The 14,485-nt window shown below is 70.6% G+C and carries 12 protein-coding genes; 9 read left to right on the top strand and 3 right to left on the bottom strand.

The window, feature by feature from the left end; genetic code table 11:
• The first annotated feature begins 25 nt into the window (after positions 1-25).
• The 4 genes from secD (at position 26) to AB5J87_RS29205 (ending at position 6,152) form a co-directional block, all read left to right on the top strand.
• A complete protein-coding gene (secD, locus tag AB5J87_RS29190; RefSeq protein ID WP_369380810.1) occupies positions 26-1,792 on the top strand; it encodes a protein translocase subunit SecD in 1,767 nt (588 codons plus the stop codon).
• A gap of 1 nt (position 1,793) precedes the next feature.
• Positions 1,794-2,891 carry a protein translocase subunit SecF gene (secF, locus tag AB5J87_RS29195; protein ID WP_369380812.1) on the top strand — a complete coding sequence of 366 codons (1,098 nt, stop codon included), beginning with the start codon at positions 1,794-1,796 and terminating at the stop codon, positions 2,889-2,891.
• On the top strand, positions 2,888-3,430 hold the full coding sequence (locus AB5J87_RS29200) for an adenine phosphoribosyltransferase (protein ID WP_369380814.1): 543 nt from the start codon (positions 2,888-2,890) through the stop codon (positions 3,428-3,430). Before secF ends, AB5J87_RS29200 begins: the two co-directional genes overlap by 4 nt.
• 244 nt (positions 3,431-3,674) lie before the next feature.
• On the top strand, positions 3,675-6,152 hold the full coding sequence (locus tag AB5J87_RS29205; RefSeq protein ID WP_369380816.1) for a bifunctional (p)ppGpp synthetase/guanosine-3',5'-bis(diphosphate) 3'-pyrophosphohydrolase: 2,478 nt from the start codon (positions 3,675-3,677) through the stop codon (positions 6,150-6,152).
• Between the two features lie 157 nt (positions 6,153-6,309).
• On the opposite strand, the gene AB5J87_RS29210 is transcribed toward AB5J87_RS29205, so the two are convergent.
• Together AB5J87_RS29210 and AB5J87_RS29215 are read right to left on the bottom strand one after the other, a co-directional pair.
• The gene (locus AB5J87_RS29210; RefSeq protein WP_369380818.1) at positions 6,310-7,539 is read right to left on the bottom strand and encodes a DUF349 domain-containing protein; all 1,230 of its coding nucleotides are present in this window, start codon (positions 7,537-7,539) and stop codon (positions 6,310-6,312) included.
• A 176-nt stretch (positions 7,540-7,715) separates the two neighbouring features.
• Positions 7,716-8,504: a peptidylprolyl isomerase gene (locus AB5J87_RS29215; RefSeq protein WP_369380819.1), complete on the bottom strand. Its 789-nt coding sequence runs from the start codon at positions 8,502-8,504 to the stop codon at positions 7,716-7,718.
• A 149-nt stretch (positions 8,505-8,653) separates the two neighbouring features.
• Here AB5J87_RS29215 and AB5J87_RS29220 point away from each other — a divergent pair, with 149 nt between their 5' ends.
• The 4 genes from AB5J87_RS29220 (at position 8,654) to AB5J87_RS29235 (ending at position 12,887) form a co-directional block, all read left to right on the top strand.
• Positions 8,654-9,364: an MBL fold metallo-hydrolase gene (locus tag AB5J87_RS29220; protein ID WP_369380822.1), complete on the top strand. Its 711-nt coding sequence runs from the start codon at positions 8,654-8,656 to the stop codon at positions 9,362-9,364.
• Between the two features lie 14 nt (positions 9,365-9,378).
• Positions 9,379-10,641 (top strand): histidine--tRNA ligase, encoded by a 1,263-nt coding sequence (gene hisS / locus AB5J87_RS29225; protein ID WP_369380824.1) that lies wholly within the window; start codon positions 9,379-9,381, stop codon positions 10,639-10,641.
• Between the two features lie 191 nt (positions 10,642-10,832).
• Positions 10,833-11,465 (top strand): vitamin K epoxide reductase family protein, encoded by a 633-nt coding sequence (locus AB5J87_RS29230; protein ID WP_369380825.1) that lies wholly within the window; start codon positions 10,833-10,835, stop codon positions 11,463-11,465.
• Between the two features lie 57 nt (positions 11,466-11,522).
• Positions 11,523-12,887 carry a replication-associated recombination protein A gene (locus AB5J87_RS29235; protein ID WP_369380827.1) on the top strand — a complete coding sequence of 455 codons (1,365 nt, stop codon included), beginning with the start codon at positions 11,523-11,525 and terminating at the stop codon, positions 12,885-12,887.
• Between the two features lie 28 nt (positions 12,888-12,915).
• Here the strand turns inward: AB5J87_RS29235 and AB5J87_RS29240 are convergent, their stop codons facing one another.
• Positions 12,916-13,605, bottom strand: a complete 690-nt coding sequence (locus tag AB5J87_RS29240) for a DUF2470 domain-containing protein (RefSeq protein ID WP_369383702.1) — start codon at positions 13,603-13,605, stop codon at positions 12,916-12,918.
• A 243-nt stretch (positions 13,606-13,848) separates the two neighbouring features.
• On the opposite strand from AB5J87_RS29240, the gene rpsD reads away from it, so the two are divergent.
• Entirely contained in the window at positions 13,849-14,463 is a 615-nt protein-coding gene (rpsD, locus tag AB5J87_RS29245) for a 30S ribosomal protein S4 (RefSeq protein ID WP_188271528.1), read from the top strand.
• Positions 14,464-14,485 lie beyond the last annotated feature (22 nt).

Consider the following 14,485-nt stretch of genomic DNA (forward strand, 5'->3'; position numbering starts at 1 on the left):
CGGTAGGACAGGGAGAAACGACAAGGTGGCAGCACCGAAGAAGGGCCGAAGGCCGGCGGGGGCCCAGGGCAGGCCGGGGCGCACCCTGGTCCTGTTCCTGGTCGCCATGGCCGCGCTGGCGGGCGGCATGTTCTGGTCCGGCCACACCACGCCGCGCCTGGGCATCGACCTCGCCGGCGGTACGAGCATCACGCTCAAGGCGAAGGCCGAGCCGGGCCAGGAGAAGGCCATCAACAAGGCCAACATGGACACCGCGGTCTCGATCATGAACAACCGCGTCAACGGGCTGGGTGTCTCCGAGGCCGAGGTTCAGACCCAGGGCGATCGCAACATCATCGTCAACATCCCCAAGGGGACGAACTCGGAGCAGGCCCGGCAGCAGGTCGGCACCACCGCCAAGCTCTACTTCCGTCCGGTCCTGACGGTCGCCGCCGGCACCCCGGCCAAGCCGCAGCCCAGCAACACCCCGAGCCCCTCGGCCAGCAAGGGCGCGGACAAGAACGGCGACAAGAACAAGCCGTCCTCGACGCCGTCGAACACGCCGAGCTCGAAGGCGTCGCCCCAGGGCCGCGCCCTGACCGACGGCCTGAAGGCGGACGGCAAGCCGTCCCCGAAGACCACGCCGCCGGCCACCCCCAAGCCGGGCACCACGCCGGGCACGACGCCGCCGCCCACCGGTGACGCCGCCGCGGCGGCCAAGCTGCAGAAGGACTTCGAGGCGCTGGACTGCTCCACCAAGGCGTCCCGCGGCAAGGCCGCCGTCGGCAGCAAGGCGGGCGACACGATCGCGGCCTGCAGCCAGGAGGGTGACGCCAAGTACATCCTCGGCCCGGCCGAGATCGAGGGCACGGACGTCAAGAAGGCCAAGGCGGTCATCGACCAGCAGCGCGGCATGTGGATCGTCCAGATGGACTTCACGGGCAAGGGCTCGAAGAAGTTCCAGGCGATCACGGGCAAGCTGTCGAAGCAGCAGTCGCCGCAGAACCAGTTCGCGATCGCCCTCGACAACCAGGTCGTGTCGGCCCCGTCGGTGAGCCAGACGCTCAGCGGCAGCGCGGAGATCTCCGGCAGCTTCAACCAGCGCTCCGCCACCGACCTGGCCAACGTGCTGTCCTACGGCGCCCTGCCGCTCTCCTTCGAGGAGCAGAGCGTCACCACGGTCACCGCCGCGCTCGGCGCCGACCAGCTGCACGCCGGTCTGATCGCCGGTGCCATCGGTCTGGCCCTGGTCATCATCTACCTGGTGGTCTATTACCGCGGCCTCTCCCTCGTGGCGATCATGAGCCTCGCGGTCTCCGCGGTCCTCACCTACGTCCTGATGGCGCTGCTCGGCCCGGCCATCGGCTTCGCGCTGAACCTGCCGGCGGTGTGTGGTGCCATCGTGGCCATCGGTATCACCGCGGACTCGTTCATCGTGTACTTCGAGCGCATCCGCGACGAGATCCGCGAGGGCCGCACCCTGCGTCCGGCCGTCGAGCGGGCCTGGCCGCGCGCCCGGCGCACGATCATGGTCTCCGACTTCGTGTCGTTCCTCGCCGCCGCGGTGCTCTTCATCGTGACGGTCGGCAAGGTCCAGGGCTTCGCGTTCACGCTGGGTCTGACCACCCTGCTCGACATCGTCGTGGTGTTCCTGTTCACCAAGCCGGTGATGACGCTGCTGGCCCGCAAGAAGTTCTTCGCGAGCGGTCACCCGTGGTCCGGTCTGGACCCCAAGCGCCTCGGCGCCAAGCCGCCGCTGCGCCGCTCCCGTGGCACCTCCTCCGCCGCCCCCACCGACCCGAAGGAGGCGTGAGATGTCGCGACTCGGTCATCTCGGCGCCCGGCTCTACCGCGGTGAGGTCGGCTACGACTTCGTCGGCAAGCGGAAGATCTGGTACGGCATCTCGATCCTGATCACCATCACGGCCATCGTGGGCCTGGCGGTGCGGGGTCTGACGATGGGCATCGAATTCAAGGGCGGCGCGGTCTTCACCACCCCGAAGACCAGCGTCTCGGTCTCCCAGGCGGAGGAGTACGCGCACACCGCCTCCGGCCACACGGCCATCGTCCAGAAGCTCGGCAACAAGGGCCTGCGCATCCAGATCAGCGGCATCGACACCGCGAAGTCGGACGCGATCAAGACCCAGCTCTCCAAGGACCTCAAGGTCTCGGCCGAGGACATCAACGCCGACCTCGTCGGTCCCAGCTGGGGCGACCAGATCGCCAACAAGGCGTGGACCGGTCTGATCGTGTTCATGATCCTCGTGGTGATCTATCTGGCGATCGCCTTCGAGTGGCGCATGGCGCTCGCGGCCCTGATCGCCCTGATCCACGACCTCACGATCACCGTCGGCGTGTACGCGCTGGTGGGCTTCGAGGTCACCCCGGGCACCGTGATCGGTCTGCTCACCATCCTCGGCTACTCGCTCTACGACACCGTCGTCGTCTTCGACGGTCTCAAGGAGGGCGGCAAGGGGATCACCAAGCAGACCCGCCTCACCTACAGCGAGATGGCCAACAAGAGCCTCAACGGCACCCTGGTGCGTTCCATCAACACCACGGTCGTCGCGCTGCTCCCGGTGGCGGGCCTGCTGTTCATCGGTGGCGGCGTCCTCGGCGCCGGCATGCTGAACGACATCTCGCTCTCGCTCTTCGTCGGCCTCGCGGCCGGTGCGTACTCCTCGATCTTCATCGCCACCCCGCTGGTCGCCGACCTCAAGGAGCAGGAGCCGGCGATGAAGGCCCTCAAGAAGCGGGTCCTCGCCAAGCGCGCGGCAGCCGCCGCCAAGGGCGAGACCGAGGAGCCGCAGGACGCCGCGGTGCCGCAGGACGACGACGAGGCGGAGACCGCGGGCGCGGTCGTCGGCCAGCGCCGCCAGCCCTCCCGCAACAACCGGGGGAAGCGGCGATGACCGTCTCCACCCAGGAGCTGCTGCTCAGCCGCATCCGTGACGTACCGGACTACCCGAAGCCGGGCGTGCTGTTCAAGGACATCACGCCGCTGCTCGCGGACCCGGCGGCGTTCCGGGCCCTGACCGAGGAGCTCGCCGCGCTGTGCGTACGGCACGGCGCGACGAAGATCGTCGGCCTGGAGGCGCGCGGCTTCATCCTGGCGTCTCCCGTGGCGGTCCACGCCGGGATCGGCTTCATCCCCGTGCGCAAGGCGGGCAAGCTCCCCGGAGCGACGCTCTCGCAGGCGTACGAGCTGGAGTACGGCACGGCGGAGATCGAGGTGCACGCCGAGGACCTGGCCGCGGGCGACCGCGTCATGGTCATCGACGACGTCCTCGCCACCGGCGGCACCGCCGAGGCGTCGCTGGAGCTCATCCGGCGGGCCGGAGCCGAGGTCGCCGGGGTCGCGGTGCTCATGGAGCTCGGCTTCCTGAACGGCCGGACCCGGCTGGAACCCGCCTTGCGCGGAGCCCCGCTGGACGCTCTCATCACGCTCTGAGCGAGGCAGCCGAACCAAGGAAGGCGGACGCCGGAGGAATCCGGCGTCCGCCTTCCGCGTGGGGCGGGCGTGCCGGGTGCGGGCGGCCGTGGGCGCCCCGGGGCCCGGCGGGAGCCGCCCACGAAGGGGCCGGGCGGCCCCCGCACACCCCGTCCCACCCGCCCGGGACGTACCGGCCGCCCACTCTCGATACCATGGACGTTCCGGGCCTGACCGGGGGACCGGATCCGCACGAGGAGCGCTCTTGCCAGACGAGGCCCAGCCACTCTCCGCCGAGCGGCCCGACCAGCAGGCCGAGCAGGCCAAGGCGGCCCCCGCCGCGCCCGTGCCGCCCGTGGTGGAGCCCAAGCCGCAGCCGCCCCAGCGGCCCCTCGCGGCGGCCCCGGCGTCCAAGCCGGCGCCGCCCACCAGCCCCCTGGTGCGTTCCGGTGGCTCCTCCAACCGCGTCCGGGCCCGCCTCGCCCGTCTGGGCGTACAGCGCTCCTCCGCGTACAACCCGGTCCTGGAGCCGCTGCTGCGGATAGTGCGCAGCAACGACCCCAAGATCGAGACGGCCACGCTGCGCCAGGTCGAGAAGGCGTACCAGGTCGCCGAGCGCTGGCACCGCGGCCAGAAGCGCAAGAGCGGCGACCCGTACATCACGCACCCGCTCGCCGTCACCACCATCCTGGCCGAGCTGGGCATGGACCCGGCGACCCTGATGGCCGGGCTGCTCCACGACACCGTCGAGGACACCGAGTACGGCCTGGACACCCTGCGCCGCGACTTCGGCGACCAGGTCGCCCTGCTGGTGGACGGCGTCACCAAGCTCGACCGGGTCCAGTTCGGCGACGCGGCGCAGGCCGAGACCGTCCGCAAGATGGTCGTCGCCATGGCCAAGGACCCGCGCGTCCTGGTCATCAAGCTCGCGGACCGCCTGCACAACATGCGCACCATGCGCTACCTCAAGCGGGAGAAGCAGGAGAAGAAGGCCCGCGAGACCCTGGAGATCTACGCTCCGCTGGCGCACCGCCTGGGCATGAACACCATCAAGTGGGAGCTGGAGGACCTCGCCTTCGCGATCCTCTACCCCAAGATGTACGACGAGATCGTGCGGCTGGTCGCCGAGCGCGCCCCCAAGCGCGACGAGTACCTGGCCATAGTGACCGACGAGGTCCAGTCCGACCTGCGCGCCGCCCGCATCAAGGCGACCGTCACCGGCCGCCCCAAGCACTACTACAGCGTCTACCAGAAGATGATCGTCCGCGGCCGTGACTTCGCGGAGATCTACGACCTGGTCGGCATCCGCGTCCTGGTGGACACCGTCCGCGACTGCTACGCGGCGCTGGGCACGGTCCACGCCCGCTGGAACCCGGTCCCGGGGCGGTTCAAGGACTACATCGCGATGCCCAAGTTCAACATGTACCAGTCGCTGCACACGACGGTCATCGGCCCCAACGGCAAGCCCGTCGAGCTCCAGATCCGTACGTTCGACATGCACCGCCGCGCCGAGTACGGCATCGCCGCGCACTGGAAGTACAAGCAGGAGGCCGTCGCCGGTGCCTCCAAGGTGCGCACCGACGTGCCGAAGAAGGCCGGCAAGGACGACCACATCAACGACATGGCGTGGCTGCGCCAGCTGCTCGACTGGCAGAAGGAGACCGAGGACCCCAGCGAGTTCCTGGAGTCCCTGCGCTTCGACCTGTCGCGCAACGAGGTCTTCGTCTTCACGCCCAAGGGCGACGTCATAGCGCTCCCGGCGGGGGCCACGCCCGTCGACTTCGCGTACGCGGTGCACACCGAGGTCGGCCACCGCACCATAGGCGCACGGGTCAACGGACGGCTGGTGCCGCTCGAATCGACCCTGGACAACGGCGACCTGGTGGAGGTCTTCACCTCCAAGGCGGCCGGGGCCGGGCCCTCGCGCGACTGGCTGGGCTTCGTCAAGTCGCCGCGCGCCCGCAACAAGATCCGCGGCTGGTTCTCCAAGGAGCGCCGCGACGAGGCGATCGAGCAGGGCAAGGACGCCATCGCGCGCGCCATGCGCAAGCAGAACCTGCCGATCCAGCGCATCCTCACCGGCGACTCCCTGGTCACCCTGGCGCACGAGATGCGCTACCCCGACATCTCCTCCCTCTACGCGGCGATCGGCGAGGGCCATGTCGCGGCCCAGGGCGTCGTGCAGAAGCTGGTGCAGGCGCTCGGCGGCGAGGAGGCGGCCAACGAGGACATCGCCGAGTCGGCGCCGCCCTCGCGCGGACGCAACAAGCGCCGGGCCAACGCGGACCCGGGCGTGGTGGTCAAGGGCGTCGACGACGTGTGGGTCAAGCTGGCCCGCTGCTGTACGCCGGTCCCCGGCGACCCGATCATCGGCTTCGTGACGCGCGGCAGCGGGGTCTCGGTGCACCGCGCGGACTGCGTCAACGTGGACTCGCTCTCGCAGCAGCCCGAGCGGATCCTGGAGGTCGAGTGGGCCCCGACCCAGTCGTCGGTCTTCCTGGTCGCCATCCAGGTCGAGGCGCTGGACCGCTCCCGGCTGCTGTCCGACGTCACCCGGGTCCTGTCCGACCAGCACGTCAACATCCTGTCGGCGGCCGTGCAGACCTCCCGGGACCGGGTGGCCACCTCGCGCTTCACCTTCGAGATGGGCGACCCCAAGCACCTCGGCCACGTCCTGAAGGCCGTACGGGGCGTGGAGGGCGTGTACGACGTGTACCGGGTGACCTCGGCCCGCAGGCCGTAACCGCGGGAGCCCCCGCCGTCCGGGCGGACGACGGGGGCTCACCCCTCCGGGGGACCCGAGGGGGCCACCCCCGCCAAAGCTCCGAAGGCGCAGACGACCGGGGGCCCGGCCGTGTCACCACGGCCGGGCCCCCGGCGCACACCCGCGGAGAGCGGCGTCAGCCGCCGAACTCCTCCAGGCCCTTGAGCGCCTGGTCGAGCAGCGCCTGACGGCCTTCGAGCTCCCTGGCGAGCTTGTCCGCCCGGGAGTTGTTGCCCGCCGCGCGGGCCGCGTCGATCTGGCCGCGCAGCTTGTCGACCGCCGCCTGGAGCTGGCCGGTCAGACCCGCGGCACGCGCGCGTGCCTCCGGGTTGGTGCGGCGCCACTCCGACTCCTCGGCCTCCTGGAGGGCCCGCTCCACGGCGTGCATCCGGCCCTCGACCTTGGGCCGGGCGTCGCGCGGCACATGGCCGATGGCCTCCCAGCGCTCGTTGATGCCGCGGAAGGCCGCGCGGGCCGCCTTCAGATCGGTCACCGGGACGAGCTTCTCGGCCTCGACGGCCAGCTCCTCCTTGAGCTTCAGGTTCTCCGTCTGCTCGGCGTCGCGCTCGGCGAAGACCTCGCCGCGGGCGGCGAAGAAGACGTCCTGGGCGCCGCGGAAGCGGTTCCACAGCTCGTCCTCGGCCTCGCGCTGGGCGCGGCCCGCCGCCTTCCAGTCCGCCATCAGCTCGCGGTAGCGCGCGGCCGTGCCGCCCCAGTCGGTGGACGAGGAGAGCGACTCCGCCTCGACGACCAGCTTCTCCTTGGCCTTGCGGGCGTCCTCGCGCTGCGCGTCGAGCGACGCGAAGTGCGCCTTGCGGCGCTTGGAGAACGCCGAGCGCGCGTGCGAGAAGCGGTGCCACAGCTCGTCGTCGGACTTCCGGTCGAGCCGCGGCAGGCCCTTCCAGGTGTCCACGAGCGCCCGCAGCCGCTCACCGGCCGAGCGCCACTGCTCGCTCTGCGCCAGCTCCTCGGCCTCGGCGACCAGCGCCTCCTTGGCGTGCTTGGCCTCGTCGGTCTGCTTGGCCTTCTGGACCTTGCGCTCCTCGCGCCGCGACTCGACGGTCTCGACGAGCTTGTCGAGCCGCACCCGCAGCGCCGCCAGGTCGCCCACCGCGTGGTGCTCGTCCACCTGCGTGCGCAGGTGGTCGATCGCGGTCTGCGCGTCCTTGGCCGACAGGTCGGTGGTCTTCACCCGTCGTTCGAGGAGGCCGATCTCGACAACCAGGCCCTCGTATTTGCGCTCGAAGTAGGCCAGGGCCTCCTCGGGAGTCCCCGCCTGCCACGATCCGACGACGACTTCGCCCTCGGCTGTACGCACATACACGGTGCCCGTCTCGTCGACGCGGCCCCACGGGTCGCTGCTCACAGCGCCTCCTCCACATGATGCCGGCGCGAGGGGTTCGGCCCTCGTGGCATCGTCCACAGTTTCCGGGACGGGCCTCGCCCGCCCTCCACAGCGCGATTTCAGCCCGCGCTGCACAACGCCAATCTAGGCGACCGGCCGCCCGGCTGTCCGCACTCAGCGCGGCCGAATTCCCCGGGTCAGTCCTTGTTGACGGTGGCCTTGGCGATGGTGACGGGCGTCTTGGGCGCGCCGTCCCCGGCACCGCCCGCCACACCGGCCTTCGCCACTTCCTCGACGACCTTGAGCCCGGCGGCGTCCATCTTGCCGAACGGCGTGTAGCTGGGCGGCAGTTTGGTGTCCTTGTAGACCAGGAAGAACTGGCTGCCGCCGGTGTGCGGCTGGCTGGTGTTGGCCATGGCGACCGTGCCCGCCGGGAAGGTCACCGTGCCGTCCGCGCCCGCCTTGCCGAGGCCCGTCAGGTTCTCGTCGGGGATGGTGTAGCCGGGGCCGCCGGTGCCGTCGCCCTTGGGGTCGCCGCACTGAAGCACGTAGATGCCCTGGGTGGTCAGGCGGTGACACTTCGTGTTGGTGAAGAACCCCTTGTCGGCGAGGTACTTGAACGAGTTGACCGTGTGCGGGGTCTTCGCCGCCTCCATCTTGAACGAGATGTCACCGGCGCTGGTCTTCAGCGCCATGGTGTACCCGGCCTTCTGGTCGATCGCCATCTTGGGCTCCGGCGCGGACTCCTTGGACGCCGAGGGCGCGGGGCTGTCGGAGGGCGACGCCGCGTCCGACTTCTTGTCGTCGTCGGAGGAGAAGGCTCCCGTGGCGAAGGCCGCCCCGCCGGCCGCCAGGACCACCGCGAGGGCGGCGGCGACGACGGTGTTGCGGCGCTTGGCCTTGCGGCGGGCCTCCTCGCGGCGCTGCTGCTGACGCTCGAACTTGTCCCGGGCGAGCTGGCGCCGGCGCTGTTCGCTGCTGACCACCGGTGGTCTCCTTGTGCGGTGTAGTGGCGTACGGACGCGTGTACGCGCGGACTGTGCCCGTACCGTATATGGGTTCGCTGTGACAGGAGCAGCGCCGGTAGGCTCTGAACAGCCGCAATCACCCGACGTACGAGAAATTGAGGACGATCGTGCTCATTGCCGGGTTCCCCGCCGGGGCCTGGGGGACCAACTGCTATCTGGTCGCCCCCGCCGCAGGCGAGGAGTGCGTGATCATCGACCCGGGCCACCAGGCCGCCCAGGGAGTCGAGGACGCGCTCAGGAAGCATCGGCTCAAGCCCGTCGCCGTCGTCCTCACGCACGGCCACATCGACCACTGCGCCTCGGTGGTCCCGGTGTGCGGCGCCCATGACGTCCCCGCCTGGATCCACCCCTCGGACCGGTACATGATGAGCGACCCGGAGAAGGGCCTCGGCCGCTCCTTCGGCGCGCAGATCATGGGCGACCTGACGATCGGCGAGCCCGACGACGTCAAGGAGCTGACGGACGGCGCGAAGCTGGAGCTCGTCGGCCTGGAGCTGACCGTGTCGCACGCGCCCGGCCATACCAAGGGGTCGGTGACGTTCGGGCTGCCCGAGGCGGAGGACATTCCTCCGATCCTCTTCTCGGGCGACCTGCTCTTCGCCGGCTCCGTCGGACGCACCGACCTGCCCGGCGGCAGCCACGCCGAGCTCCTCGAGTCGCTGGGCCGCGTGTGCCTGCCGCTCGACGACTCGACCGTGGTGCTGTCCGGCCACGGCTCCCAGACCACCATCGGCCAGGAGCGCGCCACCAACCCGTATCTGCGGCAGGTGGCCGCCGGCCTCGGAGAGGGCATCGCCTCTCCCCGACGAGGAATGTGACGAGAAGCTTCCCCATGAGTACCTTCCAGGCCCCCAAGGGCACCTACGACCTGCTCCCGCCCGACTCCGCCCGCTTCCTCGCGGTGCGCGAGGCCATCGCGGCGCCGCTGAAGCGGTCGGGCTACGGCTACATCGAGACCCCGGGCTTCGAGAACGTCGAGCTCTTCGCGCGCGGTGTCGGCGAGTCCACCGACATCGTCACCAAGGAGATGTACGCCTTCGAGACCAAGGGCGGCGACAGGCTCGCGCTGCGCCCCGAGGGCACCGCCTCCGTACTGCGCGCGGCCCTGGAGGCCAACCTCCACAAGGCGGGCAACCTCCCGGTCAAGCTCTGGTACTCGGGCTCCTACTACCGCTACGAGCGCCCCCAGAAGGGCCGTTACCGCCACTTCTCGCAGGTCGGCGCCGAGGCGATCGGCGCCGAGGACCCGGCGCTGGACGCCGAGCTGATCATCCTGGCCGACGACGCCTACCGCTCGCTCGGCCTGCGCGACTTCCGCATCCTGCTGAACTCGCTGGGCGACCAGGAGTGCCGTCCCGTCTACCGGGCCGCCCTCCAGGAGTTCCTGCGCGGCCTCGACCTCGACGAGGAGACCCTGCGCCGCGCCGAGATCAACCCGCTGCGCGTCCTCGACGACAAGCGCGACGCGGTGCAGAAGCAGCTGGCGGGCGCGCCGCTGCTGCGCGACTACCTGTGCGACGCCTGCAAGGCGTACCACGAGGAGGTCCGCGAGCTGCTGACCGCGCAGGGCGTGCGGTACGAGGACGACCCGAAGCTGGTCCGCGGCCTCGACTACTACACCCGGACGACCTTCGAGTTCGTCCACGACGGCCTGGGCTCCCAGTCCGCGGTGGGCGGCGGCGGTCGCTACGACGGCCTCTCCGAGATGATCGGCGGCCCCGCGCTGCCGTCGGTGGGCTGGGCGCTCGGCGTCGACCGCACGGCCCTGGCGCTGGAGGCCGAGGGCGTCACCCTCGACATCCCGTCGGCGACCAGCGTCTTCGCGGTGCCGCTGGGCGAGGAGGCGCGCCGGGTGCTGTTCGGCGTGGTCACCGAGCTGCGCCGGGGCGGGGTCGCGACCGACTTCAGCTACGGCGGCAAGGGCCTCAAGGGCGCCATGAAGAACGCCAACCGCTCCGGCGCGCGACTGGCGATCGTCGCGGGCGAGCGGGACCTGGCCGAGGGCGTCGTCCAGCTCAAGGACATGGAGTCCGGCGACCAGGTGGCGGTCCCCGTCGCCGAGGTCGTCGAGGCCGTGCGCGCCCGGCTGGCCTGACGGCGGTCAACCCACCGCGTCCGGCGTCGTCCTGATGGATGAAGCCGGGGGCGAAGTGCCAAGTCCGGTCCTCGCGGGCCGGACTTGGCGTGGCCGAACGCGGCTTCCTTATCTCCATCGAACGGTGGCCGGGCCATGGATTGCGGCACAATGGCCCCTGCCCAGCAGCCACGGAACGATGGAACGGCGATATGACCACAACAGTTGACGACGTCTCCTCCGGCCAGGAGCAGCTGAACACCAAGGGCACCGTCGGCGCGAGCCGCGCGTTCGCGTGGCTCCTGGTGATCACGGGAGCCGCCGGACTGCTGGCCGCGTGGGTCATCACGATCGACAAGTTCAAGCTGCTCGAAGACCCGAACTTCACGCCGGGCTGCAGCCTGAACCCCGTGGTCTCCTGCGGCAACATCATGAAGAGCGACCAGGCGTCCGCGTTCGGCTTCCCGAACCCGATGCTCGGCCTGGTGGCGTACGGCATCGTGATCGCGGTCGGGATGAGCCTGCTCGCGGGCGCGCGCTTCCGCCCCTGGTACTGGCTGACCCTCAACGCGGGCACCCTCTTCGGCGTCGGATTCTGCAGCTGGCTCCAGTTCCAGTCGCTGTACCGGATCAACGCGCTCTGCCTGTGGTGCAGCCTGGCGTGGGTCGCGACGATCTTCATGTTCTGGTACGTGACCTCGCACAACATCCGGCGCGGCCTGCTGCCCGCGCCCGGCTGGCTCAAGTCCTTCCTGTCCGAGTTCACCTGGGTGCTGCCGGTGCTGCACGTGGGCGTCGTCGGGATGCTGGTGCTGACCCGCTGGTGGGACTTCTGGACCAGCTGACCTGCGGGTTTCCTTCCGGCGGCGGCGTTGTCGGCGGGGTGGCATAGGGTTCTCGACGTGGAGCCCGACCTGTTCACCGCAGCCGCAGAGGACCGCCAGGAGAAAGACCCGGCGGGCAGCCCTCTGGCCGTCCGGATGCGCCCGCGCACCCTTGACGAAGTGGTCGGGCAGCAGCATCTGCTGAAGCCCGGCTCGCCGCTGCGGCGGCTGGTGGGGGAGGGCAGCGGCGGCCCCGCCGGCCCCTCCTCGGTGATCCTGTGGGGCCCGCCGGGCACCGGCAAGACGACCCTGGCGTACGTGGTCTCCAAGGCCACCAACAAGCGCTTCGTGGAGCTCTCCGCGATCACCGCGGGCGTCAAGGAAGTGCGGGCCGTGATCGACGGGGCCCGCCGGGCCATCGGCGGCTTCGGCAAGGAGACCGTCCTCTTCCTCGACGAGATCCACCGCTTCTCCAAGGCCCAGCAGGACTCCCTGCTCCCGGCCGTGGAGAACCGCTGGGTCACCCTGATCGCGGCCACCACGGAGAACCCGTACTTCTCGGTGATCTCCCCGCTGCTCTCCCGCTCCCTGCTGCTGACCCTGGAGCCGCTCACCGACGACGACCTGCGCGCGCTGCTGCGCCGGGCGGTCGGGGAGGAGCGCGGCCTGGGCGGCGCGGTCGGCCTGCCCGAGGACGCCGAGGCGCATCTGCTGCGGATCGCGGGCGGCGACGCCCGGCGCGCCCTGACCGCCCTTGAGGCGGCGGCGGGGGCGGCCCTCGCCAAGGAGGAGGGCGAGATCACGCTCCAGACGGTCGAGGAGACCGTCGACCGGGCGGCCGTGAAGTACGACAAGGACGGCGACCAGCACTACGACGTGGCGAGCGCCCTGATCAAGTCGATCCGCGGCTCGGACGTGGACGCGGCGCTGCACTATCTGGCGAGGATGATCGAGGCGGGCGAGGACCCCCGGTTCATCGCGCGCCGGCTGATGATCTCCGCGAGCGAGGACATCGGCCTCGCCGACCCGACGGCGCTGCCGACGGCGGTCGCCGCCGCCCAGGCCGTGGCCATGATCGGCTTCCCCGAGGCGGCCCTCACACTGAGCCACGCCACCATCGCCCTGGCCCTGGCGCCGAAGTCCAACGCGGCGACGACCGCGATCTTCGCCGCGATGGAGGACGTCCGCAAGGGCCTGGCCGGGCCCGTTCCGCCGCATCTGCGCGACGGCCACTACAAGGGCGCGGCCAAGCTCGGCCACGCCCAGGGGTATGTGTACCCGCACGACGTGCCGGGCGCGATCGCCGCCCAGCAGTACGCACCGGACGCGGTGGCCGACAAGCACTACTACGAGCCCACGCGGTACGGGGCGGAAGCGCGGTACGCGGACGTGGTGGAGAAGGTCCGCGAGCGGCTCGGCCGGGAAGGCGGCCCGGCCTCCTGAGCCCCGCGCCCGGCGCGGCCGACGGCGCTCAGTCCGTCGCCGCCTCGAAGAGCCGTCGCATCGCCGCGCGCAGCTGCGCGAGGTCGGCGACCGGCTCGGGGAAGTCGAAGCGCGCGTCGAAGCAGTGCCCGCCCCGCTCCTGGAACCGCACCCGCAGACCGAACCGGTCCAGGGCGAGCGGGGTGACCGATTTCATCCCGCCCCGCCCGGCCGCGCCGACCAGCCCGCACAGCGCGCGCACCTGCTCCCCGTGGTGGGTGTGCAGATGCTGGAGCAGTTCGGGCTCGTCCTGGACCAGCGGATCGGGCTCCGCCGCGGTGAAGGCGTCGGGGTCGACCGCGCTCGCGCCCCACAGGTCGTCGACGTACGCCTCCTTCGTCTCCAGGCGGAGCGTCATGCTGCCGGGCGGGGCGAGGCCGGGGACCCGGGTGAGCCAGCCGGTGACCCAGGCGCGGCCCCGGATGCGCTGCGGGACGGAGACCGGTGCCACATCGGTGATCTCCAGGGCGGCCGAGAGCTCGTCGTCCTGGGCGTGGGTGGCGGCGCGCACGGCGGGGGAGTCGGCGGGGAAGAGCAGGAAGAGATCGCCCTCGGGGCCCACGTTGCGCAGCCGGGGCTCCAGCTGCTCGGGGCGCACACCGTGGAGGCCGGTCAGAAGCAGCACCGACGAGCAGGTACTATGTACGAGAGTTCGTGTGCGCTCGGCTGCTGACGGCATCCGCGCGATTTCAAGTCCGCTGGGACGCGGCTGACCACGATCTGATCGGACCTCCGTCACGTGACCGGTGGCATGCTGCGCACCGGTACCGGCCCCCTTGTGCGGGCCGGTGGAGCCGACCCCTTCTGCGGGCTCGGCCTTCTTCGTGCTGTCCGTGATGTGACTGGTGTTCCCCGGACGAGACATGCGATCTCCTTGAGTAAGGTGAGCCTAACCTAACCCAACCATGGAGGTTTGGAGAACGTGCCTAACCAGTCGCGTCCCAAGGTCAAGAAGTCCCGTGCGCTCGGCATCGCGCTGACGCCGAAGGCCGTCAAGTACTTCGAGGCCCGTCCGTACCCGCCGGGCGAGCACGGCCGTGGCCGCAAGCAGAACTCGGACTACAAGGTCCGTCTGCTCGAGAAGCAGCGTCTGCGCGCCCAGTACGACATCTCTGAGCGTCAGATGGCGCGTGCCTACGACCGCGCCAAGAAGGCCGAGGGCAAGACCGGCGAGGCGCTCGTCGTCGAGCTCGAGCGTCGCCTCGACGCCCTGGTCCTGCGTTCGGGCATCGCCCGCACCATCTACCAGGCCCGCCAGATGGTCGTCCACGGCCACATCGAGGTCAACGGTGGCAAGGTCGACAAGCCGTCGTTCCGCGTCCGTCCGGACGACGTCATCACCGTCCGCGAGCGCAGCCGTGCGAAGCACCCCTTCCAGGTTGCCCGCGAGGGTGGCTACGCCGGCGAGGGCGAGACCCCGCGCTACCTCCAGGTGAACCTGAAGGCCCTGGCCTTCCGCCTGGACCGTGACCCGAACCGCAAGGAAATCCCGGTCATCTGCGACGAGCAGCTCGTCGTCGAGTACTACGCCCGCTGAGTCAGGCGAAGTATTCAGCGCT

The organism is Streptomyces sp. cg36 (genome assembly GCF_041080675.1).
In the GTDB taxonomy this organism is placed as follows: Bacteria; Actinomycetota; Actinomycetes; order Streptomycetales; family Streptomycetaceae; genus Streptomyces.